21 protein-coding genes are annotated in these 24,241 nt (G+C 65.3%); 20 read left to right on the top strand and 1 reads right to left on the bottom strand.

What is annotated here, in order from left to right; all coding sequences use genetic code 11:
* The first annotated feature begins 18 nt into the window (after positions 1-18).
* Both EIP75_RS18375 and EIP75_RS18370 read left to right on the top strand, forming a co-directional pair.
* The gene (locus tag EIP75_RS18375; RefSeq protein ID WP_125244740.1) at positions 19-2,505 is read left to right on the top strand and encodes a mechanosensitive ion channel family protein; all 2,487 of its coding nucleotides are present in this window, start codon (positions 19-21) and stop codon (positions 2,503-2,505) included.
* On the top strand, positions 2,502-2,849 hold the full coding sequence (locus EIP75_RS18370; protein WP_125244739.1) for a hypothetical protein: 348 nt from the start codon (positions 2,502-2,504) through the stop codon (positions 2,847-2,849). Before EIP75_RS18375 ends, EIP75_RS18370 begins: the two co-directional genes overlap by 4 nt.
* A gap of 52 nt (positions 2,850-2,901) precedes the next feature.
* Here EIP75_RS18370 and EIP75_RS18365 read toward each other — a convergent pair whose 3' ends face one another.
* Positions 2,902-4,392 carry a flavin-containing monooxygenase gene (locus EIP75_RS18365; RefSeq protein ID WP_125244738.1) on the bottom strand — a complete coding sequence of 497 codons (1,491 nt, stop codon included), beginning with the start codon at positions 4,390-4,392 and terminating at the stop codon, positions 2,902-2,904.
* 261 nt (positions 4,393-4,653) lie between these two features.
* On the opposite strand from EIP75_RS18365, the gene EIP75_RS18360 reads away from it, so the two are divergent.
* From EIP75_RS18360 to EIP75_RS18275, 18 genes are all read left to right on the top strand, one after another.
* On the top strand, positions 4,654-5,001 hold the full coding sequence (locus tag EIP75_RS18360) for a GFA family protein (RefSeq protein ID WP_125244737.1): 348 nt from the start codon (positions 4,654-4,656) through the stop codon (positions 4,999-5,001).
* Entirely contained in the window at positions 4,985-5,392 is a 408-nt protein-coding gene (locus tag EIP75_RS18355) for an RDD family protein (RefSeq protein ID WP_158622904.1), read from the top strand. Before EIP75_RS18360 ends, EIP75_RS18355 begins: the two co-directional genes overlap by 17 nt.
* A 109-nt stretch (positions 5,393-5,501) precedes the next feature.
* Positions 5,502-6,017, top strand: coding sequence for a hypothetical protein (locus EIP75_RS18350; RefSeq protein WP_125244735.1), 516 nt, complete (start codon positions 5,502-5,504; stop codon positions 6,015-6,017).
* Positions 6,014-6,460, top strand: a complete 447-nt coding sequence (locus EIP75_RS18345) for a DUF4124 domain-containing protein (RefSeq protein WP_125244734.1) — start codon at positions 6,014-6,016, stop codon at positions 6,458-6,460. The genes EIP75_RS18350 and EIP75_RS18345 overlap by 4 nt, the downstream gene beginning before the upstream one ends.
* Entirely contained in the window at positions 6,460-7,092 is a 633-nt protein-coding gene (locus EIP75_RS18340; protein WP_125244733.1) for a DUF2459 domain-containing protein, read from the top strand. The genes EIP75_RS18345 and EIP75_RS18340 overlap by 1 nt, the downstream gene beginning before the upstream one ends.
* Positions 7,093-7,115: 23 nt before the next feature.
* Positions 7,116-7,406 carry a hypothetical protein gene (locus EIP75_RS18335; protein WP_125244732.1) on the top strand — a complete coding sequence of 97 codons (291 nt, stop codon included), beginning with the start codon at positions 7,116-7,118 and terminating at the stop codon, positions 7,404-7,406.
* Between the two features lie 27 nt (positions 7,407-7,433).
* Positions 7,434-8,261, top strand: a complete 828-nt coding sequence (locus EIP75_RS18330; protein WP_125244731.1) for a PA3715 family protein — start codon at positions 7,434-7,436, stop codon at positions 8,259-8,261.
* Positions 8,262-8,318: 57 nt separating this feature from the next.
* Positions 8,319-8,921, top strand: coding sequence for a DUF6151 family protein (locus EIP75_RS18325; RefSeq protein ID WP_125244730.1), 603 nt, complete (start codon positions 8,319-8,321; stop codon positions 8,919-8,921).
* Between the two features lie 331 nt (positions 8,922-9,252).
* Positions 9,253-9,990 carry a class I SAM-dependent methyltransferase gene (locus EIP75_RS18320; RefSeq protein WP_158622903.1) on the top strand — a complete coding sequence of 246 codons (738 nt, stop codon included), beginning with the start codon at positions 9,253-9,255 and terminating at the stop codon, positions 9,988-9,990.
* Positions 9,991-11,334, top strand: a complete 1,344-nt coding sequence (locus EIP75_RS18315) for a phenylacetate--CoA ligase family protein (protein WP_125244728.1) — start codon at positions 9,991-9,993, stop codon at positions 11,332-11,334.
* 47 nt (positions 11,335-11,381) lie between these two features.
* Entirely contained in the window at positions 11,382-14,306 is a 2,925-nt protein-coding gene (locus EIP75_RS18310) for an autotransporter domain-containing protein (RefSeq protein ID WP_125244727.1), read from the top strand.
* Positions 14,306-15,148: an alpha/beta hydrolase gene (locus EIP75_RS18305; RefSeq protein ID WP_125244726.1), complete on the top strand. Its 843-nt coding sequence runs from the start codon at positions 14,306-14,308 to the stop codon at positions 15,146-15,148. The genes EIP75_RS18310 and EIP75_RS18305 overlap by 1 nt, the downstream gene beginning before the upstream one ends.
* 71 nt (positions 15,149-15,219) lie before the next feature.
* Complete coding sequence (locus EIP75_RS18300) at positions 15,220-18,654, top strand: hybrid sensor histidine kinase/response regulator (RefSeq protein WP_125244725.1); 3,435 nt, start codon at positions 15,220-15,222, stop codon at positions 18,652-18,654.
* Complete coding sequence (locus EIP75_RS18295; RefSeq protein WP_125244724.1) at positions 18,651-19,583, top strand: response regulator transcription factor; 933 nt, start codon at positions 18,651-18,653, stop codon at positions 19,581-19,583. Before EIP75_RS18300 ends, EIP75_RS18295 begins: the two co-directional genes overlap by 4 nt.
* 139 nt (positions 19,584-19,722) lie before the next feature.
* Positions 19,723-21,096: an ABC transporter substrate-binding protein gene (locus EIP75_RS18290; RefSeq protein WP_125244723.1), complete on the top strand. Its 1,374-nt coding sequence runs from the start codon at positions 19,723-19,725 to the stop codon at positions 21,094-21,096.
* 99 nt (positions 21,097-21,195) lie between these two features.
* Complete coding sequence (locus EIP75_RS18285) at positions 21,196-22,056, top strand: ABC transporter permease (RefSeq protein WP_125244722.1); 861 nt, start codon at positions 21,196-21,198, stop codon at positions 22,054-22,056.
* A gap of 33 nt (positions 22,057-22,089) precedes the next feature.
* Positions 22,090-22,998: an ABC transporter permease gene (locus tag EIP75_RS18280; protein WP_338014941.1), complete on the top strand. Its 909-nt coding sequence runs from the start codon at positions 22,090-22,092 to the stop codon at positions 22,996-22,998.
* Positions 22,999-23,036: 38 nt separating this feature from the next.
* On the top strand, positions 23,037-24,224 hold the full coding sequence (locus EIP75_RS18275; RefSeq protein WP_125244721.1) for an ABC transporter ATP-binding protein: 1,188 nt from the start codon (positions 23,037-23,039) through the stop codon (positions 24,222-24,224).
* The last annotated feature ends 17 nt before the right edge of the window (positions 24,225-24,241 follow it).

Below are 24,241 nucleotides of genomic sequence, written 5' to 3'. Positions count from 1 at the left end.
GGCAAGGACACCCGATCGATGCACGACGAGCACCTCCACACGCGCAGCACCTTGCGGTGGCTGGCCATGGCCGCGCTGGCACCACTGCTGTCCCTCGTCCTGACCTGCATCGCAGCCCAGCCCAACACCACCGCAGCAACCATCGCAGCCTCCGCTGCGGTCGCTCCCATCGCAGTGGCAGACATCCTGGCCCGGGCTGACGAAGACCAGCAGCGGGTGGACCTGGCCAAGCACCTGCTGGCGGCGCCAGACCCTGTCGATCGCCTGGGCACCGCGCTCGATGACATCGCACGCCCGGTCGATGCCAAGCAGCGCACGGCCGCAGCGGGCACGCTGCGCCAACTGCCCGTCATGCGCCTGGAGAGCCTGGCGCGGCACTGGGCCTTCGACACCCGCCGCTTCGAGCGCTGGGAAGCGCAGGCCAGGCGCGAACTGGCCCCTTACGCCGACAGCGCTCTGCAGTTGGCACAGCGCCGCGCTGCCTGGTCAGCCACGCGGGCCGAGGGACTGCTGGAGGGATTGCCGCCCGCGATGTCCACGCGCGTCGACGACATGATCGGGCAGATCGATGCGTCCGAAGCTGCGCTGGGCACCGCACTGGCGCGCCAGTTCGCCCTGAAGCAGCGGGCCAGCGAGCTTCAGGCCCGCATCCAGGCCGGCAAGGACGAGGTCGCTGCCGCCATCGACGACATCGACCACCGGCTGCTGCAGACCGATGCACCACCCTTGTGGCAAGGGCTGGGCCAGCGTCCCGATTCGCAGGCCGCCTGGGCCGCCATGGAACAAGGCATTCAGATCGAGCGCCAGTTCGCGCTGGACTACCGCGCCTTCGGCACGAACAACCGGCAGGTGCTGGGTGTGCTCCAGATCCTGCTGCTCCCGCTGATCCTGTGGCTGATGGTGCGGAGCCGGCGCGCGCAAGATGGCGCGGCGCCACCGGTCCCAGCCACCGCACTGCACCGCCCGATCTCGGCATGGGTGCTGCTGTCGATGCTGGCCGTGCTGGCCCTGGAGCCGGACGCGCCACTGCTGGTGGAAGAGCTCGCGCTGCTGATCGCCCTGGTTCCCGTGCTGCGCCTGCTGCCCGCGGGCGTGCTTCAAGCGCTGGGCGTGTGGCCGTATGTCGCCGTCGGGCTCTATGCCTTGGACCGCCTGGGTGTGGCGGCCGTGGCCGATGCAGGCCTGTACCGCTTGTTCCTGCTCGCGCTCAACGGTCTGGCGCTGGGGCTGACCGCCTGGCTGCTGAACGGAGCGGGGCTGCCGGCCGCCTCGCGTGGCAGCCCTGCGTGGCGGATCGTGCGGCCCATCGGCTGGGTGGTGCTGACACTGCTCGCGGTGGCCGCTGTCTCCAACATCGCCGGCAACGTCTCGCTCGCCGAGATGCTCACCAGCGGGGTCATCGACAGCGGCTACATGGCCTTGCTGCTGTCCTCCAGCGTGGTGGCCTGCCTGGGCATATTCGGCACGCTGCTGGGCCAGCCTGAACTGGCCAACCGCCGGCTCGTGCGCCAGCAGTCGCCGCTGCTGCTGACCGCCTGCAGGCGCCTCCTGGTGCTGGGCGCATCGCTGGGCTGGTTGCTCTACACGCTGGACCGCTTTCGGGTGCTGCGGCCGCTGCACGATGCAGGCGCCACCGTGCTGGCTCTCGGCATCGACGTGGGCGAGGTGTCCATCCACCTGGGCGATGTGCTGGTGTTCGGGCTGTCCGTCTGGATCGCGTTCTGGGCGGCGCGGACCGTGCGCCATGTGCTGCGCGACGAGCTGCCCCGCCAGTCAAGGCTGCCACGTGGCGTGGGCAACAGCATCGCCTCATTGAGCTACTACGGCGTGCTGATGCTGGGCCTGCTGGTGGCGCTGTCCGCAGCGGGGTTTCAGGTCAGCCAATTGGCGCTCGTGTTCGGCGCGCTGGGCGTGGGCATCGGCTTCGGGCTGCAGGGCGTGGTCAACAACTTCGTGTCGGGCCTGGTGCTGATGTTCGAGCGGCCCATCCAGCCTGGGGATGTGGTGGACGCGGCCGGCACCTCGGGCACCGTGCGTGAGATCCACCTGCGCTCGACCATCATCCGCACGTCCGACGGCGCCGACGTGGTCGTGCCCAACGGCCTCCTGATCAGCGGCAACCTGACCAACTGGACCATGTTCGACCGCAGCCGGTGTGTCGAGATCCAGCTGGGTGTGGCGCCAGACTCGGACCCGGCGAGCACCTTGGCCGTGCTGGGCGCTGCGGCACGCTCGACACCCGGCGCGGCCGAGAAGCCCGAGCCCGTGGTGCTGATGACGGGTTATGTGAACGGCACGCTGACATTCGTGGTGCGGGCCTGGACGGATGACCTTTCCACCGCGGGCGCACTACGGGGCGAGTTGCTGGCACGCACGCTGGCAGCGCTGCGAGCGGCCCGGATCGCCATCCCGAACAACCAGCTTGATCTGCACCTGCGCGCCGTGCCTGAGCCCGTCGAGGCCTGGCTGAAGCACGAAAGCTCTGGCACGGAGAAAACCCCATGACCCCCATCGAACTTCTTGTCATTGCCGTCACCGCCGATCAGGACACACCGATCGGCAAGGTCCAGATCAACGAGGCCGGGCTTCTGACTTTGTTGAGCGCCACGCCTGAACAAAGCGACTACCTGGAGGGCTGGGTGCACAGGCTCAACGAGCGCGAGGATTTCACCTTGAAGGTCGTGCCGCCTGCCAGCGCGGGGGCACCCACGCTGAGCACCCATGGCCGCCGGTTCTCGCGCTCACAACCCTCATTCCTGGATGACTTGAAAGCCTACGTCCGCCAGTTGTACGGCATCAAGCTGATGAGCCAGGCCGAGCTCTCTCAACCGGCCGATGGCATCGGCTGACCAGCCTTGGCGTGAGCGGCCCGGCCAGAAGGCCGGGCTCAAAAGGGCCTGATCAGGCCGCCACCTTGCGTGGAACTGCCTCAGCGCCCACCACATGGGGCTTGCGGAACGCCATCACCCCGTCTTCCAGCTTGCCGTTGTGCAGTTGGTCCATGTCCAGCGCGTAGTTCTGGTACAGCTTCCAGGGTGCGCGGTCGGCGCCCTTGGGCATGTAATGCTCGGCGCGTGTCACGTAGTTGGAGGTCATCTCCAGCAACGAGCCGGTCTTGATGTCCGGGTCCTTGCGCTCGGGCACGGCGATGCGGGTGCCCGTCTTGTCCATGTGCTTGATCAGGCGGCACACGTACTCGGCAATCAGGTCGGCCTTGAGCGTCCACGACGCATTGGTGTAGCCCAGCGCATTCGAGAAATTGGGGATGTCGCTGAACATCACGCCCTTGTACGAAATGTGCTGGTTCATCTCGATGGCCTTGCCATCAACCGACATGGTCATGCCGCCAAACAGGCGCAGGTTCAGGCCTGTGGCCGTCACGATGATGTCGGCCTCGAGCGTCTGGCCCGACTTGAGCAGGATGCCCTTGTCTGTGAAACGATCGATATGGTCGGTGACCACCGAGGCCTTGCCCTTGCGCAGCACCTTGAACATGTCGCCATTGGGCACGGCGCACAGGCGCTGGTCCCAGGGGTTGTAGGGCGGCGTGAAGTGCTTCATGTCGAAGTCCTTGCCCACCTGCACCTTCACCTGCTTGAGCAGCAGCTTGCGCATGAAGTTGGGGTACTTGCGCGACAGCTTGAAGATCATCTGGGTGATGAAGTTGTTGCGCGCCCGGCTGATCTTGTAGACCGTCATCTCTGGCAGGAACTTCAGCAGCACCCGCACCATCGGGTCGAACTGCGGCACCGAGATCACATAGCTGGGCGTGCGCTGCAGCATGGTGACGTGCTGGGCCTTATCCGTCATCGACGGGATCAGGGTGATGGCCGTGGCGCCAGAGCCGATCACGACCACGCGCTTGCCGCTGTAGTCCAGGTTCTCGGGCCAGAACTGCGGGTGGATGACCTGGCCCTTGAAATCGTCACGGCCCTTGAACTCGGGCGTGAAGGCTTCTTCGTAGTTGTAGTAGCCGGAGCACATCATGAGCCAGTTGCAGCTCAGTTGCACCGTCTCACCCGAGGTCTTCTGCACGGTCAGCGTCCAGGTGGCGGTTTCGCTGCGCCAGTCGGCCGAGACCACCTTGTGGCCACAGCGGATCTTGCCTTCGATGGCGTGCTCGCGGGCGGTTTCGCGGATGTAGTTGCGGATGCGGTGGCCGTCGGCGATGACTTGCGGCTCGGTCCAGGGCTTGAAGTTGTAGCCCAGCGTGTACATGTCCGAATCAGAGCGAATGCCGGGGTAGCGGAACAGGTCCCAGGTACCGCCGGTGGTCTCACGGCCTTCCAGGATGGCGAAGCTCTTTTCAGGGCAGTTCTTCTGCAGATGGCGAGCGGCGCCGATACCGGACAAGCCGGCGCCCACGATCAGGACGTCAAAGTGTTCAGCCATGTGGAGTCTCCGTGGGCAGATCCCGGGGGCCTGCCCTATGTGATAACGAATGTGTGCACTTTACATCTGGCAATCATCATTGTCAAATTAGAGATGACCCGAAGAGCCCCCCTGCTCGGAGGGGGTCGGCACCGGGTCTGGCGGGACCGGAAGGTCTCTGTTGCCAGGACATGAAACGTCACGTTACCCCCAAAAAATCTCCGCACAGGCATCACTTACATTTCCGAAGGTGCGATTGAGCACCAATCAACAAAGATCGATATGAAGCACACAGGAAGTTGCCACTGCGGCAAGGTTGCATTCGAGGTCAGCGGCGAGATCACAGGGGCCCTGTCGTGCAACTGTTCGATCTGTCAGAAGAAAGGCTCGCTGCTCTGGTTCGTCCCCCGCGCTGACATGACGCTGCTCACGCCCGAAAACGCCGCAGACACCTACACGTTCAACAAGCACGTCATCAAGCATCGATTTTGTTCTGTCTGCGGCATCCACCCATATGGCGAAGGCATCGACCCCAAGGGCAATGCCATGGCAGCCATCAACATCCGCTGCCTGGACGGCGTCGATCTGGCTGCTGTGCCTGTGCAGCACTTCGATGGGCGCGCCCACTGAGACATCAGCGATGAACCAACCTCTCGCATCCATTGGCGACAGATTCACCGCGCAGTTTCTAGACGGCTTCGTGGCGGCCGGCACCGGCGCCCTCTTCTACTTCGCCGCCAAGGCCGCAGGGCTGCCGCTGGAGCTCACCATCCTGGGCTGGGTTCTCTACCTGCTGATCTGTGATGGGCTCCCTGGGGGCCAAAGCATCGGCAAGAAGTTCACGCGCAGTGCCGTGGTGCACGTGGATACCGGCCGGCCTTGCAGCTACCTGCAGTCGTTCGTGCGCAATCTGTGCCTGATCGTCCTGGGTGTTGTCGACTGCGCGTTCATCGCCGGCAGGCAACGGCGCCGCCTGGGCGATTTCATCGCGCGGACCAAGGTCGTGCGGCTGGCAAATTGATGACGCGACCCCAGGAAATCGTGCTCCCCAACTTCCACCCTCGATACATGACCTCCAAGCTGAACATTGCTTCGTTCGTCACGGCTCAGCCAACGAAGCAGGCCGCTCAATGAAACTCAATGCTGCTCTCGCCTGCTTGATCGCTCTTTCCAGCCAAGCCGCATCCAGTCAGGAGGTTGCAGGCGTTGCATCCGAATCACGCGACGCGGCAAGTGGATTCATCGGATCCATGAACTTCACAGTGGGCCGCATCGCCAGGGATTGCCTTGCGGATCTCGGCAGGACCGAAACCCCTCAGCAGTTCGCGGAAAGCTGGCAGCAACGCAACACCAAGTACGTGGTTGCCGCCGCTGAGTACATTCAAGCGCGCTTCAACGAAGCCACAGCCAAAGGCGATGACACCAAGAACACGCTTCTGGAAGAGCTGGCCTCGGTACGCCGAACAGCAGAAGGTGATCTCAAGGGCCTGTACGACAAGCACGGCAAGGATGCCACCTGCAAGCGCATGACCGCGCTCATCGATGGCGGAGCCTACGACATCACCCCCGGTGTACCCATGTTCAAGGAACTGGAAGCCTTGTCCGCCTGGTCTCAATCACACCTCAAGGAGCAGGCCACACCATGAACGCCCATGTCGCCGCGGTCTACAGCGGCCTTGTTGCGGCCCTGATCACCCCCATCGTGCCCGTGGCGCATGCAGAGGTCTACAAGTGGGTCGATGAGAAAGGGCAGACACATTACGGCGAACGCAAGCCCGGCACGGCCCCTGCGGCCAAAGTGAAGATCCAGCCATCGGCTGCCTTCCCGGCAGCGCCCCCGCCCCAGGGCGAAAAGACAGAAAACTGGTTGCGTCCTCAAAAGCCAAACACCAAAACAGCCGTCCCACCTGCAGAACCAGTCAAACGGAGCCGTACCGGCGGCCGCGACGACGGCACGGACGCATCGCGCTGCGCACTGGCCAGAGACGTGCTGGATGGAAACCTCCAGCACGCCAATGGCAGTCCGATCGACCAGCACGACATCGACGTCGCCAAGAACGACGTCAAGTTGTTCTGCAAGTCTCGCTGATGCTGCTGAGAACGTTCCTCATCTTCACCGCGCTGTCGAGCGCATCTGCGGCGTACTGCGCAGATGGCATTGCAGAGCCACAGGTCAAAATCTACGTGGTGGGCAATGGCTGGCATGCGGGGCTGCTGCTTCCAGCACAGGCCATCAATACAGAGATCCCCAGCCTGCGCGAGCGCTTCCCACAGGCTGGCCATTACGAGATCGGCTGGGGCGACATGGGCTTCTACCAGGCCAAGGACATCACGGTGGGCCTCGCCATCGAAGCCCTGTTCTTTTCGAAAGGCTCACTCCTGCATGTTGTGGGGCTACAGGGGCCTGTCGACCGCTTCCTGATCGGCAACGATGTTGCGCAAACCTGTGTCAGCCGCAGCCAGTATGAGCGCATGGCCCGGTTGATTGCACAGGCCTTTGTCCACGGACTTGACGGCAAGCCTGTTGCCGCCGGTCCGGGTCTGTATGGCGATGGCCAGTTCTACAAGGCGTATGGCAGATACAGCTGGCTGCACACGTGCAACCGGTGGACCGCAGCGGTGCTGCAAGCGGGAGGAGTGGCGCTGTCGCCCCAGTTCAGCCTCACGGCCGGCAGTGTTCTTGATGCCGTGCACAGGCAGGGAAAATGCCCGGCACCCTGAGCGATCCGCGCTAGCATCTGCCCATGCCGTTGAAGATCACCCCCACCGTCATCAGTGCAGCCTTGGCTGGCATTTTTTCTGCCGTCACCTGGCCCTTGTTGTGGAAACACTTTGGTCAATCGGCCTCGTCCGGGCACATCGAAGTGATCCTGGGCACGCTGCTGCTGGTCGCCCTGCCCGCTCACGCCTTCGTGCTCGGCTTCGGACACCGGCAGACCTCGCAGGCGGGATTGGACACGGCACTGCTCAAGCGCATCGGCGCCTGGTTGGCCACCGCCGCGGGCACGGTGCTGCTCATCGGCGTTCCGGCGTGAGCCCAGGACGCTCAAGAGGCTTGCCGCATGCCAATCGACGTTCTGCGCCTGTTGCGCTGCTCAGCCGTGCTGGGCCTCTTCAGTCTGTGCGCCATCTACAGCCATGCTCAAGCGCCCCACACTGACGCCTGCGGCGGGCCATGGCTGAGGGCGATCGACAACTTCCTGGGGTGGCAACTGCCCAAAGAGGCCGTGGTGGCCGAAGTGTGCAAGCCCTGGCCTGGAAGCCGCAGCGTCGTGCTCACGGCTGTGGCCTACACACCCAGGCAGAGCCCTGCCCAGCCTTCGGCAACCCCGCGCGATGAGCCTGGCGACAAGAAGAATCTGCTGGTGGCCATGGTCGACACCCGCAGCGGCCACGTGCTGGCCAGCCACCGGCAAACGGTGTCTGAAGACGCAATGGTCGCTGTCGACTCCCACAGCCTCAGTCTGGACACGGCTCGATACCAGCTGTCTGGCAAGGTGCGGGCCTTCGGCCTGCGGTTCAACAGCAGCGCCATGGGCGCCAGTTGCCCCGAAGCCGGCTGGGGCGATGAACTGACCTTGTTCGTACCGAAGGGCGAGGTGCTTGAACCGGTGTTGCACCTGGCGATGCTGCGCCAACGCGCCGTCACGGCATGCATCAGCGCACAGGCTGAAGGGGCTCTCTGGGAAGTGGCCGATCTCACCCTGGCCGTGCTGCCCAGCCAAACCAACGGCCTGGCCGACCTGCGCGTGACCGCCACCATCCGCCGCGAGACCAGCGACGACCGTGTGCCTCCCGCAGCGGTCACCACCGAGCACGCAGTGCTGCGCCATGGCCCGGCTGGGTACCGAGCCAGTGGCCCACATCCCTGGTGGTTGGGGAGCCGCTGACGCCGCCGGGCTACCCCTGATGCCCGTCCGGTTTTCCCAGACGGCTACTCTGCAGCCATGGATCACATCCCACTGCGCTGCACCTGCGGCATCCTTCAAGGCCAGGTCAACCCTGAACCCACCAGCGGCCGTGCCCGCTGCTACTGCAAGGATTGCCAGGCCTACGCGCGGTTCCTCGGGCGCCAGGACGAGATCCTGGATGACCACGGTGGCACGGATCTCATCGCCACGCTGCCCGCCGCCGTGAATTTCACCACGGGGCTGGACAAGCTGGCCTGCATCACGCTGACGGACAAGGGCCCCTTGCGCTGGTATGCCACCTGTTGCCGCACGCCCGTCGGCAACACCAGCCGCAACCACAAGGTGGCCTATGTAGGACTGGTCCGCACATGCCTGGCCGTGCCCCCGTCCAGCCTGGACCAGGCCTTCGGACCCGCCGACATCGCCTTGAACACCGGCTCGGCGAGTAGCCCCGTGCCTGCCACCCCCTGGGCCACATTCCAAGGTGTATTCAAGATCATGGGCAACGCGGCCAAGGCCCGGTTGAGCGGGCAATACAAGGACAACCCCTTCTTCGCCACCACCTCAGGTCAGCCGATCCAGGAGCCTCAGCCTCTTGGCGAAGACCAACGGCGGACGCTTTACCGCGATACGGATTGACCCTCGGATAAGCGCGGCTGTTGCCTGTGATTTCCACCAACCGGTAAAGTAGCCGGACAGCATCATCACACCCATGCAACCAGACACGGTGTGATGCCCGTCCGGTTCAGACCGTGATGCGGCTGGCTCTTTCAGCAGTCTTTAGAAGTACCCCCTGTCGGGGCGCGTCCAGGTCGTCATGACGCGCGCCCATTGCACGCGAACCTGCGTCACGTTCAGTGGAGGCTACACAGTGATACTGCCCTCAAGCGAGCCTCCTCGCTCGCATTGGACCGAGCATGCTGCCACGTGGGATCACTTCGGCCCACCCCTTCGCCCTCATCCGCTGGACATGGCACGTGTGCAAGCCGTGTGTGCAGCCCGTTGCGGCGATGCACCACGTGCCCTGCTTCTGGGCGTGACGCCCGAATACGCGCTGCTGCCCTGGCCTGCCGCCACCCGCCTCACAGCCGTCGACAAGTGCGCGGACATGATCGCCAAAGTGTGGCCGGCCAAGCGCCTGCCCGGCTCGTTCCGTGCCATGGAAGGCCAGTGGACCGACCTGCCCCTGCCCGACCAATCCGTGGACGTGGCCATGGGCGACGGCATCAGTACCGTGCTGCCCCACTGGTCCTTGATGGACAAGATCCTGAGCGAGCTGTACCGCGTGTGCGCCCCCGGATCGACCGTGATCCTGAGGCTCTTCGTGCAACCCGATACGCCCGACACCCTGGAGCAGTTGATGGACGATCTGGAGGTGGGCTGCATCCAGGGCTTCCATGCCTTCAAGTTGCGCCTGCTGATGCTGCTGCAGCGCGACCTGGCCAGTGGGATACAGCCGCGCCAGGCCTGGCAGACCTGGCACGCGCTTCGACGCCAGCATGCCGCCAGCATCGAGGCTCGCCGATGGCCCGTGCCAGTCATGGACACCATCGAAGCCTATGCCTCCTCGTCCGACACCTACTGGTTTCCCAAAGTAGGCGAAGCCTTGCAGGCCTTCGATCGGCACTTTGCGCCTCGGGAAATCCACTATTCGGATGTCGAACTCGGCAACCGATGTCCCATATTCGTTCTGGAGCGGAGAGCCTGAGTGCCCACCGGTGCCCCCACAGCGCAAGGTGATGCCACGGCCCTCACACATGCGCCCGCCCTGCGTCGGCTGATCGCAGACCTGGACGCGCTGGCCCTCGGAAATCCTGAGGCCTTGCGCGCCCATCAACAGGCATGCCTTCATGCCTTGCATGCCCATTTCCGGCAGCATTCGGCCTGGTATCGGGCACGGCGCGAGCGCGCTGGCCTGGCTCCTGAAGCCGGACTGGGTCTGGACACGCTCACGCGCCTCTCTCCCATCACTCGTGCAGAGCTGCAGGGCCTGGGCGATACCGCCTTCACAGATCCACCCACCGGTCATGGCGCCGTGCGCCTCACGCAGACCTCCGGATCGAGCGGCGAACCCGTGCGTGTGGCCCGCACCGAACTCAGTCACCTGTACTGGATGGCCTACGGCGTGCGCGAGCACCGCTGGTTCCAGCGCGACGCGGGACAGAGCCTGTTCGTGGTACGAGCCAACCTGGACAGACGCTTCATCGCACAGCAGACTTGGGGGCCACCCATCGACCTGCTGGAGCAGACGGGGCCCGGGTATGCCGCGTCGCTGTCCCTGTCCACCGCCGACATCGCTGGTTTGATGACCGAGCTCAAGCCTGCCTACGTGCTGCTCTACCCCAGCGTGCTGCGCGATCTGCTGCGGCAGTTCGCGGCCCGCGGCGAAGTGCCGCCGGGCCTGCGCCAGGTGCGCTCGATGGGAGAGACCCTGCCACAGGACCTGCGCGATGCCGTCAAGGCCGCATGGCAGGTGGATGCCGTGGATGCCTACAGCTCTCAGGAGCTGGGCGTGATCGCGATCCAGTGTCCCGATGGCGAGGGCTACCACCTGATGGCCGAGAACCTGATCGTGGAAGTGACACACCCGGACGGCACAGCCTGCGCCCCGGGTGAGACCGGGCAGGTGGTCGTGACCGACCTGCACAACCTTGCCACCCCGCTGATCCGCTACGCCATTGGCGACCTGGCGGAAGCCGGCGGCACGTGCCGCTGCGGTTGCCGCCTGCCCATGGTGCGAGCCATCCGCGGCCGCATGCGCAACTTGATCACCTACCCCGACGGTCAGCGCCGCTGGCCGCTGGTGGGCTTCGCGAAGTTCCGCGACATCGCGCCCATCTCCCAGTACCAGGTTGTGCAGCACTCCGTTGATTTGATCGAACTGAGGCTGAAGTGCGTGCCGCTCGGCACTGCTCAGGAGCAGGCCCTGAAAGAGGTCATGCGCACCGCGCTTGGCCATGTATTCCCGATCCAGATCGTTTACCACCCCGACGGCCTTCCACTGCAGGCCAATGGGAAACACGAAGAAGTCATCAGCCTGGTCAGCGCATGACCGAGCCCACGACTGACAACCCCTAGAGAGAAGAAAGGTCCCAAGACATGAACAAGATCCATAAGCTGGTGTGGAACACCCACTCCCAGAGCTACGTGGCCGCATCGGAGACTGCCTCGTCACGGGGCCGCGCGCCCAGCGAGAAGCGGGCCATTGCTGCCGTCGCGGCCAGCCTGGCCGGATTGCTGGCATCGGGCTCGGCCTGGGCCATCCCCGTGTGCGCGGGTCCGCAGAGCACCACGGTCAGTGCCAACACCGGCAGCACGGTCACGGCCTCCTGCAACCAGGAGACGATCACCGTGAACCAGGGCGTGACAATAGACGCGCCTGGCGAAACGGGCCTGACCAACAACGACGGCGGCTTGTACTGGAACCGGACGACGGTGGTGAACAACGGCACCATCATGGGCATGACCCCTATCGTGCTGACGGGTGACGTCGGGGCCATGGAACTGGATGGCTTCACCAACAACGGCACCATCGAGTCCTACAACACGGTCAGCGGAAACTTCGGTGGCAATGCCGTCACCTTCGAAAACCTCACGGTCACCGGCACCATCAGCAACACCGGCACGATCACGGCCGGCTACGATGGCGTCCACATCGGAAGCAACACCACGGCACCGCTGCTCGTCAACTCCGGCACCATCTTCGGCACCTCTTCGGGTGTGAATGTCAACGGCTCGCAACTGGACGAGATCCGCAATGAGGCGATCGGCATCATCGAGGGCAACAACCTCGGAGGCATCGCCGTCGAGCACGGCGGCACCATTGGCCTGGTCGACAACCGAGGCACCATCACATCGCCCAGCGCTGGCATCGCCGCCCGGTTCTCCGGATCGGTGATCACCAAGATTGTCAACGCCGAGAACGCCAGGATTTTCGGTAGTGCAGGCATCGGGATCGACGACTCTGCAGTAGTGATCGACATCGAGAACGCTGGCACCATCGAAGGTGAGGTCGGTGTTGGCCTCCAGTGGTACGGCCAGATCACCGGCACCCTGACCAATCAGAGCACAGGCGTCATTTCCGGCGACGAAGCCGGCATCTGGATAGAGACGGAAGGAAGAATCAACGCCATCATCAATGAGGGCCTCATCAAAGGGAACAACATCGGCATTGATGGCCACGAAGGCGCGGTGTTCTCCGCTGGCATCAATAACAGCGGCACCATCTACGGCGGCCATGCAGGCATTGAAATCGCAGACTATGCGACCGTGACGGGTGGGATCACCAACTCCGGCACCATTGAAGGCGGCAACTACGCCATCCACGTGACATCCGACAGCGCTCTAGACCGAGTGGACATCACTGGCGTCCAATCATCCTTGAAGGGCGATGTCGACGCGAGCATGGCCGACGTGAACGTGAAGTCAAATGCCAAGTTCATCACCACCAACGCCTTCAACGTGAAGTCGTTCAATGTTGAATCCGGCGCTGAACTCACGCTGACCAACGCAGAACACACCCAGAATGGACTGGGCACCAACGGCATCAGCGTCAGCAACGGCTTCATCAACAACGGCACGGTGCTGATCGGCTCAGGCACGCTGGGACGCATCAACGGAACCTACACGCAGAACACTGGCAGCACGCTGCAAGTGGGCATCGACAGCGTGGCCAACCACGGTGTGCTGTCCGTGTCGGGCGATGCCACGCTGTCCAGCGGCAGCACCCTCAAAGTGGCCGTGGGCAGTGCCGCTGCGTTCAATGGCGGCGACCGCGTGGAAGGTGTGGTCACCTCGGGCGGCACACTGCTCGCCACGGGCCTGACGGTGAGCGACAACAGCGTGCTGTACAAGTTCACGGCCGACACAAGCCGTGTAGGCTCCGAGCTGGACCTGCTGGTCACCCCGGACGAAGCGCCCTTCGTCAACAACGTGGGCGCTGGCCGCACCCCCTTGGTGGGCGTGGCCCAGACGCTCGACAAGATCCTGGCCGACGGCGTGCCCGCCGAGCTGCAGCCCGTCATGGACCGGCTGACCTCGTTGACCACGGAACAGGCCCAGGAAGCGATGCAGCAACTGTTGCCCGTGATGACCGGCGCCGGCTCGCAAGCAGGCGTGAATGCGCTGCGCAGCATGAACAAGATCATCCAGTCACGGGTGGAATCCAACCAGGGCTTGTCCGCCGGCAACCCGGCGTCCGAGCGCTACCTGTGGGTTCGCGCCTTCGGCAGCTCCGGTGAGCAGGACAGCCAGGATGTGGTGGCGGGCTTCCGCTCGCAGACGGGCGGTATCGTCATCGGTGGCGACAAGCCCATCAATGACAAGCTGCGTGCGGGCTTCGCCTTCACCTATGCCCGCACCGACATCGACAGCCGCGGCTCGGGCGCACCCAGCAGCCTGGATGTGAACACCTACGAGCTGGTGCACTACGGCAGCTACAACCTCGACCCGGTCACCGACATCAACTACCAGGTCGATGCCGGCTACAACACGGTCAAGGGCGTGCGCCAGATCGTGTTCATGGGCCAGCAGGCCCACAGCGACTTCAACAGCCTGAACTTGCACGCCAGCGTGGGCATCGGGCGCACCTGGGCGCTGTCGTCACAGTCGTCGATGACGCCTTCCGTGCGGCTGGATTACACGCACATGAAGACGGGCGACTACACCGAGACCGGCGCGGCCGGCGTGAACCTGCAGGTCGATGACTCCACCTTCAAGGAGTTCATGCTGACGGCCGACCTCAAGGGTTCGCACAACCTGAGTGAGCGCACGAAGCTGGTCGGCAACGTGTCGGCCGGGTACGACTTCACCAACAAGCAGTCGGTGACAACGTCGTCCTTCGTCGGTGGCGGAGCCGTGTTCGAAACCAAGGGGCTGGACAGCTCTCCGTGGCTCTACCGCGGCGGCCTGGGCCTGCTGCACGACAGCAACAACATGGAGTACAGCCTGCGATACGACCTGGAGCGCCGCACCTCGGGCTATACGAACCAGACGCTGTCTGCCCGCGTGCGCTGGGCATTCTGATGGGAAGGCGGTGCGCGCGCACGGCCTGGGCAGCGCTGCTGCTGGTGGCCTGCTCAGCGTGCTCGACACTGCCTGCCCCTGCACAACGGCTCGAGCTGGCGCGGTCCATCGCCGCGCCAGCGCAGCTCCGCCTCACACGGCTGCCGACCACCCCACCCATGGTGGCCGCGGTGTCGTCAGCCCCCGTCAGCAGCGATGTGCTGACGGTCTACATCGAAGGCGATGGCTACGCATGGCGTACGCCGGAGTGGCCATCCACAGACCCCACCCCCCTTGACCCGGTCGCCTTGCGCCTGGCCGCCCGGCATGGCCACGGCGCCGTGGCCTGGCTGGCTCGGCCCTGCCAGTATGTGGATGCACAGGCCATGGCCTGCCCAACCTCCTACTGGACATCGCAGCGCTACGGCCTGCCTAGCACCACGCTGATCGACCAGGCCCTGAACGATCTGAAGACACGCCATGGCGCTCGCCACCTGGTGCTTGTGGGCTACTCAGGTGGCGGCACGGTGGCAGCCAGCCTGGCTTCGCACCGCCCCGATGTGATTCGGCTGGTGACGGTGGCCGCGAACCTGGATCTGGGGCAATGGACCGCTCACCATGGGCTGCCAGCCTTGCCTGCTGACCAGAACCCGGCCTTGCAGGGAGGACGCCTGCGTGAGATTCCGCAAACCCATTTCGTCGGCGCTCGGGACAAGGTGGTGCCACCGGACACGGTGCGCTCATATGCAGCCCGGATCGCGGTGCCGTCACTGGTCCGTGTGGTCGATATCCCTCAGGCCGACCATGGCTGTTGCTGGGCCGACCTCTGGCCAACGCTGCGCACCTTCGCGCTGCCCGGTTGAGCCATTTCCGGACAGCCCTGTACGCGATTTGACGTATAGCCGCGGGCGCCCCGCTGCCGCATGCTCGTGGCATGGACACCGACGCGCCGCCGTCCCAGCGCATCGTGCGCATCCGCCGTGAGTACAACGCCTGGGTCGCCGATGAGACCATCGAGGACTACGCGCTGCGCTATACGCCCCGCAGCTTCCGCAAGTGGAGCGAGTTCCGCGTGGCCAACACGGCCCTGGGCGCGGTGTCCTTCCTGGCGCTGGAGGCGATTGGCGCTTCCATCGCGGTGGATTTCGGCTTCCAGAACGCCTTCTGGGCCATCCTGGCCGTCAGCCTCTTCATCTTCATCACGGCCATCCCGATCTGCGTGTACGCGGCGCGCCATGCCGTGGACATCGACCTCCTCACGCGCGGTTCGGGCTTCGGTTACCTGGGCTCCACGCTCAGCTCGCTGATCTACGCCAGCTTCACCTTCATCTTCTTCTCGCTGGAGGCCGTGATCATGGCCACGGCGCTGGAGTTGGGCCTGGGCATCCCGCTGTGGCTGGGCTACCTGATCTGCTCGGTGGCGGTGATCCCGCTGGTGATGTACGGCATCACCCTGATCAGCCGCCTGCAGGCCTGGACGCAGCCGCTGTGGATCGCGTTGCTGCTCCTGCCCTACATCTTCCTGTGGATCAAGCAACCGCCGCAGTTGCAGGGCCTGATGCACGCCTCATACGGCATCAACGATGGCCACTTCGACTGGCTGCTGATGGGCTCGGCCGCCACCGTGGTGGCCTCGATGGTGGCGCAGATCGGCGAGCAGGTGGATTTCCTGCGCTTCATGCCGGAGGCCAAGAAGGGCCGTGCACGCTGGAAGTGGTGGGTGGCGCTGATGGCCGCGGGCCCGGGCTGGATCGTGCTGGGCGGCGCCAAGATGCTGGGCGGTGCGGTGCTGGCCTTCCTGGTCATCCGCCAGGGCGTGGCACCGGGTGATGCGATCAAGCCGGTGCAGATGTACCTGGGCGGCTATGCGCAGGTGTTCGGCGATCCTGCCTGGATCGTGGGCTTCACCTGCCTGTTCGTGATCGTCTCGCAGGTCAAGATCATCGTCGTCAACGCTTACGCAGGGTCGCTGGCCTGGTCGAACTTCTTTTCGAGGCTCACGCACGCGCACCCCGGGCGGCTGGTGTGGCTGGTGTTCAACGTGCTGATCGGCGTGGCGCTGATCAAGGTGGGCATCTTCGATGTGCTCGAAGGCCTGCTGGGCTTTTATGCCAACTTCGCCGTGGCCTGGATCGGCGCGCTGGTGGCCGACCTGGTGGTCAACAAGCCCCTGGGCCTGAGCCCGCCGGGCATCGAGTTCCGCCGCGCGCACCTGTACGACATCAACCCCGTGGGCTTCGTGTCACTGGCCCTGGGCACGGCACTGGCCTTGGCCGCCTTCGTGGGCGTATTCGGCCGGCCGGCACAGGCCTGCAGCATGGTGATCGGCTTCGGCGTGGCCTTCTGCTGCGTGCCGCTGATGGCCTGGCTGACCAAGGGACGCTTCTACATCGCGCGCCAGCAGGCGCCTTTCAAGCCGGGCAGCCTGGTCAACTGCGGCATCTGCGAGAAGCCCTATGAGGCCGAAGACATGGCGCACTGCCCTGCCTACGGCTGCAACATCTGCTCACTGTGCTGCTCGCTCGATGCCCGATGCGAAGACATCTGCAAGCCGCCCGAAGCCAGCCTGGCCCGCCAGGTGGGCGAGAAGCTGCGGCAGTTCGCACCGCGCCTGTTCCGCTCCGAGCTCAGCCGGCGCATGCACTACCTGCTGTGCCTGTCGATCCTGGCCCTGGTGCTGGGCGCGGTGCTGGCCTTCATCGTCTCGCAAGAGGCGCACATCCTGTTCGAGCTGGCGCCCGGTTCTCCCGCGCACTGGAACCTCATCAACATCAAGATCACCTGCGCACTGTTGCTGCTGGTGATGGCCATCGGTGTGTGCTGGCTGCTGCTGTCCAGCGACAGCCGCCGCGTGGCGCAGGATGAATCCAACCGCCAGGCCACCCTGCTGCTCGACGAAATCCAGGCGCACGAGGTGACCGACCGCGAGCTGCAGGCTGCCCGCCATGCCGCTGACCAGGCCAACCTGGCGAAGAGCCGCTTCTTGACCAACATCAGCCATGAGCTGCGCACGCCGCTGAACAGCATCCTGGGCTATGCGCAGATCCTGGAACGCGAGCAGGGCCTGCCCGCACACCGCCGCGCCGCCCTGCAGGTGATCCGCCAGAGCGGTGACCATGTGGTCTCGCTGATCGACGGCCTGCTGGACATCGCCCGCATCGAGACACGCCGGCTGCGCCTGGTCAACAGCGAGATACCGCTGGCCGATTTCCTGCACCAGCTGTCGGACATGTTCCAGCTGGAGGCCCGCCGCAAGGGCATCGAGTTCGAGTACAGGCCCACGCACCGCCTGCCGCCGGCCGTGCGCGGCGACCGCAAGCGCATCGCGCAGATCCTGATCAACCTGCTGGGCAACGCCCTGAAGTACACCGCCGCCGGCCGCGTGTCCTTCCGCGTGGAGTACGCCAACGAAATCGCGGTGGTCGAGGTACAGGACTCAGGCCCAGGCATCCCGCCCGAGGACCTGGACCGCATCTTCCTGCCCTTCGAGCGGGTGGAGCGGGCCGATGGCTCACCTGCCGCCTCGGTGGGGGGCGTGGGCCTGGGCCTGACCATCTCGCGCATGCTGACCGACCTGATGGGTGGCGAGCTGATGGTGCACAGCCGGGTGGGATTCGGTTCGACCTTCACGCTGCGCCTGTTCCTGCCCGCCATCCTGCACCCGCAGGCCGCGGCACTGCCACCCCTGCCCCACCACATCAGCGGCTACCACGGCGAGCGCCGCCGCCTGCTGGTGGTGGACGATGCCGCGGTGGACAGGCAACTGGCCTGCGACCTGCTGGAGCCGCTGGGCTTCAGCGTGTCGCCGGCCGCCTCCGGGCTCGACGCGCTGCGCATCGCCGGCCAGGTCAACCCCGACCTGGTCCTGATGGACATCGACATGCCCGGCATGGACGGCTGGGAGACCGCACGCCTGCTGCGCACCAACCGCATCTGCCAGGCGCCCATCCTGATCGTGTCCGCCAACGCCTTTCACATGGATCCGCAGGACGACCTGGGCGTGGGCCGGGAGGATTTCATCATCAAGCCATTCAAGGTGGACGACCTGCTCGAACGCATCCGCGCCAAGCTGGATCTGGAGTGGTTCACCAACGATGCAGCGCTCCCCTCCCCCATGGACGACGCCATCCCACCCGGCCCCTTGCCCGCTGACAGCATGGCCGTTCTGCGTGAGCTGGGCGAGATGGGCTATGTGCGCGGCATCCTGGAAAAGCTCGACGAGATCGACCGCCTGGATGCCACCTACGCGGCCACCACCGGCCTGCTGCGCGGCCACGTGCAGCGCTTCGACCTGAAGGGCTACGCCACGGCCATGGCCGACCTGGCGCAGCCCACCGACACCCACCCGCAAGGAGCGACCACGCCATGATCGCGACCGACACCCCCGTGCTGCCACGCCCGGCCACCGACCAGACCGCCCTGGTGTTGATCGTGGACGACGCGCCCGAGAACCTGGCCATGCTGCACGAGGCCCTGGACCAGGCCGGCTACCGCGTGCTGGTGGCCACCGACGGCCCCACCGCGCTGGCCCGTGTGGCACGCCTGCGGCCCGACGTGGTGCTGCTGGATGCCGTGATGCCCGAGATGGACGGCTTCGAGACCTGCCGCCGCATGAAGGCCGACCCGCTGAGCGCGCACATCCCCGTGGTCTTCATGACGGGGCTGACCGATGCGGACCACATCGTCGAGGGCTTTCGCGCCGGAGGCGTGGACTATGTGACCAAGCCCATCGAGACCTCGTCGCTGCTGGCGCGCATTGCGACGCACCTGCGCAATGCGCGCCTGGCCGTGCATGCGCAGCAGGCGGTGGACGCCACCGGCCACGCGATGCTGTCGACCACGCTCGATGGCCATGTGCGCTGGCTGTCGCCCTCTGCACGCGACTGGCTGCACAGCTGCCTGGGCGACGAAGCCCGCCTGCCGGCCCACGTGGTGGACTGGCTGCAGGGCCGCACCGACGCGCATGCGGGTGAAAGCCTGCGGCTGATGGTGGAAGGCAGCCACCTGAGCCTGTCGCGCCTGGCCGGCGATGCCCTGGCCCTGACGCTGCTGGTGCGGCGCCATGCCAGCGTGCCCGAACCCGCCGTGCTGGCCCAGGCTTTCGGCCTGACCACGCGGGAGGCCGAGGTGCTGCACTGGGTGGCCCTGGGCAAGACCAACCGCGACGTGGGCAACATCCTGGGCATGAGTCCGCGCACGGTGGACAAACACCTGCAGCACGTCTTCGCCAAGCTTCACGTGGAGACACGCACGGCCGCCGCATCGCTGGTGCTCAACCGCGCCTTCGATGCGCCGTGAAGAAAGTGCCTGCGCATCTACGCGGTCACTACGCGTTCGCGATCCAGCGTATTGAGCGAACCCTGGCATCGCCAGACACTGGATCCAACGGTTCGGAGCGGTTCCGCACCAAGCGCCAAGGCCCCAGGAGCACCATCCCATGAGCGACGACAAGCAGCCACCCACGTCCACAACGTCCACCATTGCAGCCGTTGAAGGCACCGCACAGGACACATCCATCGAGACCGCCATCGACACCTCGCGCCGCGGCCTGCTCAAGGTGGCGGCAGCCGGTGCGGCCCTCGCAGCCACGCCCCTTGCCGGCTTCCCGCAGATCATGAAGCGCGAGATCAAGGACATCACACTGCGCCACATCGGCGTGTCCTATGCGGTGCAGCGGGCCATCGCAGAGCAGGCCTCCAAGGACCTGGGCTTCAAGGTGCAGACCCAGAACCTGGACACCTCGGCCTCCATCACCCGCTTCGTCACGCAGCCCAACAGCGTGGACATCGCCGACATGGAAGGCTGGCAGGTCAAGGTGGCCATGGCGCGCGGCATCATCCAGGGCATCGACTCCAAGAAGATCAAGGAGTTCGACGGCATCCTGCCCATCTTCACCACCGGCGTGTACGAGGGCCGCAAGATCTCGCGCCAGGGCATCTCGCCGTATGAGGTGATGTACACCGATGGCCAGAAGGCCAGCAAGATCCTCGAAGGCCGCCAGCAGTGGCTGACCTTCCTGCCCCAGGTTTTCAACGCCGACTCGCTGGGCTACCGCCCCGACAAGGTCGGCCGTGAGGTGACCGAGTGGAAGGACCTGATCGACCCGAAGTTCAAGGGCCGCGCAGCCATCCTCGACATCCCCAACATCGGCATCATGGACGCGGCCCAGGCGCTGGAATCTCGCGGCGACCTGGTCTACGGCAACAAGGGCAACATGACGCGCAAGGAGATCGACACCACGATCGCCGCGCTGATCGAGCTCAAGAAGCAGGGCCACTTCCGCGCCTCGTGGAGCACCTTCGAGCAATCGGTCGAGCTGATGGCCAGCGGCGAGGTGTTCATCCAGTCGATGTGGTCGCCCGCCGTGACCGCCGTGCTGGAAAAGGGCATGCCCTGCATCTATGCGCCCGTGGGCATCAAGCCCAATGGCAAGGAAGGCTACCGCGGCTGGTGCAACGGCATGGGCCTGATGAAGCACCTGAGCGGCAAGAAGCTCGATGCCGCCTATGAATACCTGAACTGGTACTACTCCGGCTGGCAGGGCGCCTACGTGGCCCGCCACGGCTACTACAGCCCCGTGCCCCGCACCGCGCAAAAACACATGACGCCGGCCGAGTTCAACTACTGGTACATGGGCCAGCCCGCCGCCGAGGTCATCAAGAGCTCGCACGGCATCGCCATCGCGCAACCGGGCTCGGTGCGCGACGGCGGCTCGCTGGCGCAGCGCTTCTCCAACATCGCCTGCTGGAACACGGTGATGGACGAGAACCAGTACATGGTCCAGCGCTGGAACGAGTTCAAGGCTGCCTGATCCCGACAGGCACCTGAACCGGGGCGGCGCCCCATCCCAAGGACACGCCGCCCCGCCCTCCCCTTCCTTTTGACCGCAACGCACACGCGGGGCTCGCCCATGCTCGACCGTTTCAAGCCTTATCTGCAACTGGCACCGCTGTCACTGGTGTTGCTGCTGTTCGTGGCAGCGCCGCTGATGTTCGTCTTCATCGTCAGCTTCTTCCAGTCCGACGGCTTCGACATCACACCTGCGTTCAGCTTCGATAACTACCGCAACGTGCTGACCAGTGGCCTCACGGTGCAGCTGTATCTGAAGATGGCCAAGTTCGCCGTGCTGACCTGGGCGATCACGCTGGTGCTGGGATTTTTCATCGCGTACTTCCTGGTTTTTCACGTGCGCAATCGAACGGTAGCCATCGGCCTGTTCCTGGTATGCACCGTGCCTTTCTGGACATCCAACGTGATCCGCATGATCTCGTGGCTGCCCATGCTGGGACAGCACGGCGTGGTCAATGACACGCTGATGGCCGTGGGCGTGATCGACGAGCCCTTGCGCGTGCTGCTGTATTCGGATTTCGCGGTGGTGCTGGCCTACGTGCATCTGTTCACCATCTTCATGATCGTGCCCATCTTCAACGCGATGAGCCGCATCGATCGGAGCCTGTTCGAGGCGGCGCGCGACGCCGGTGCCGGCCGGCTGGAGACGATGCTGCAGGTGGTGCTGCCCCTGTGCAGATCGGGCATCGCACTGGGATCCATCTTCGTGATCACACTGGTCATGGGCGACTTCTACGTCGTCAAGGTGATGAGCGGCGGAGGTTCGGCCTCGGTGGTCTCGGCCATGTACGACAGCGTGTCGACCCTGCTCTTCCCGCAGGCCAGTGCCAGCGCCGTCGTGTTGCTGGTGGTGCTGACCGCCCTGGTGGCCCTGGCCGGCCGGTTCATCGATGTGCGCAAGGAGCTGGTGCAGACACGCTGAGCAGCGCCATCTCGACATCACCAAGGACACCCCATGAGCACCCCTGGCGCCCCCGCCCCCACCCCCGACACCCCCACCCGCGCCATGCTGCGCGCCGCACGCCGCGCCGACGCCGACCGCCGCCCCTGGACCTTCTATGCCCTGGCCGCTGTCTTCAGCGCCTACGCGCTGTTTCTCTACAGCCCCATGCTGTGCATGTACGTGCTGTCCTTCCAGGGACCACAAGGCGCACTGTCATTTCCCATGCGGGGCGTGAGCCTGTACTGGTTCCACCAACTGTGGGAGGGCAGCACGGGCGATATCGCCGGCGCCGTGCAGCGCTCCATTCCGCTGGCACTCATCGTCACCATCGTCACGGTGGTGTTCTCGGTGGCGGCGGGCCTGGGATTTCGCAAGCAGGTCAAGGGCAGCAGCGCCATCTTCTACGCGGTGATCATCGCGCTCACGGCGCCCGGCTACATCCTGGGCATCGGCATCGGCCTGATGTTCAACCTGTTCGGCTGGCCCACCAACTGGTACAGCTCGGCCCTGGGCTCGCAGCTGTCATGGACGCTGCCCTTCGGCGTGCTGATCACCTTCGCCGTGTTCGGTCGCTTCAACCCCGCGTACGAAGAAGCCGCCCGCGACTTGGGCGCCACGCCGGCCCAGACCCTGCGCATGGTGGTGCTGCCCATCCTGCTGCCCGGGATCATCGCCATCGCGCTGTTCGGCTTCACCTTGTCGTACGACGAGTTCGCACGCACCCTGCAGACCACCGGCCCCAGCAATACCGTGCCCATCGAGATCTGGAGCATGACGCAGAACGTGACCTCGCCCTCGATCTACGCGCTGGGCACGGTCACCACCGGCATCTCCTTCCTGATCATCGGCCTGGCCCTGGGCGCCATCGCGCTGATCCAGCACCGCCGCAACGCCGGCGGTGGCGGACACCACGGCCATTGACCCCCACTGATCTCAAGCCCTCACGACGCGAGACCCGCATGATCATCGAAGACATCTCCGCCCACACGCCGCCCACACCGGCCACCACGCCCGTGGCCTCCACCCACACGACGCCCGCCACCGGTGGCATCGTGCTGGCCGGGCTGACCAAGCGCTATGCCGATGGCAACATCGCGGTCGACAGCATCGACCTGCGCATCGAGGCCGGCACCTACTGCTGCCTGCTGGGCCCCAGTGGCTGCGGCAAGACCACGATGCTGCGCATGATCGCCGCGCACGAGACACCCAGCGAAGGCGCCATCCTGATCGACGGCGCCAACGTGCTGGGCCAGTCACCGCGTGAGCGGGGCACGGCCATGATGTTCCAGAACTACGCGCTGTTCCCCCACCTCACGGTGCGCGAGAACGTGGCCTTCTCGCTGCGTGCCCGCGGCGTCGACAAGAGGACGCGCCTGTACGAGGCCGACAAGGTGATCGAGCAGGTGCAGCTGGGTGCGCTGGCCGGACGCCTGCCTTCGCAGCTGTCGGGCGGGCAGCAGCAGCGCGTGGCACTGGCCCGCGCCATCATCCTCAAGCCCAAGGTGCTGCTGCTGGACGAGCCGCTGTCGGCGCTGGACGAGTTCCTGCGCCTGCAAATGCGCGGCGAGCTGCGCGGCATGCAGCGCGCGCTGGGCATCACCTTCATCCACGTGACGCACACGCAGCTCGAAGCCATCGCCGTGGCCGACCAGGTGGTGGTGATGGAAAAGGGCCGCATTGCCCAGTCGGCCAGCCCACGCGACATCTACGCCTTGCCACGCACCGAGTACGTGGCCAGCTTCATCGGCGGCCAGAACGTGCTGCGCGGCGAAGTGATCGCCGGCAGCGAGGTGCCCGGTGCCGTGGCCCTGCGCAGCCCACAGGGCGCCACCTTCCTGGTGCCTGAATCCGACGCGCCGCCCGCCGCGCCTGGCAGCACCGTGGCCTTCGCCGTGCGGCGTGATCGCCTGAGCGTGATGCCGCACAGCGAGGCCGGCTCGCCCGGCATCAACGCCGTGGCCGGCACCGTGCGCGAGCTGGAGTACCAGGGCATCTACATGAAGGTGACGCTGGCACTCGACGAGCCCGGCACCCCGCCCTGCGTGGCCTATGTGGAAGAACGCGCCTTCTTCGAGCAACCCGTGCAGGTGGGCCAGCGCGTCGTGTGCCGCTGGGCCACCAGTGAAGCGCACCGCCTCGCGGCTTGATCCATCCCAGAACCCCT

It is taken from the genome of Aquabacterium soli (genome assembly GCF_003933735.1).
GTDB lineage: Bacteria > Pseudomonadota > Gammaproteobacteria > Burkholderiales > Burkholderiaceae_C > Aquabacterium > Aquabacterium soli.
This window is presented reverse-complemented; position numbering and strand designations above follow the sequence as displayed.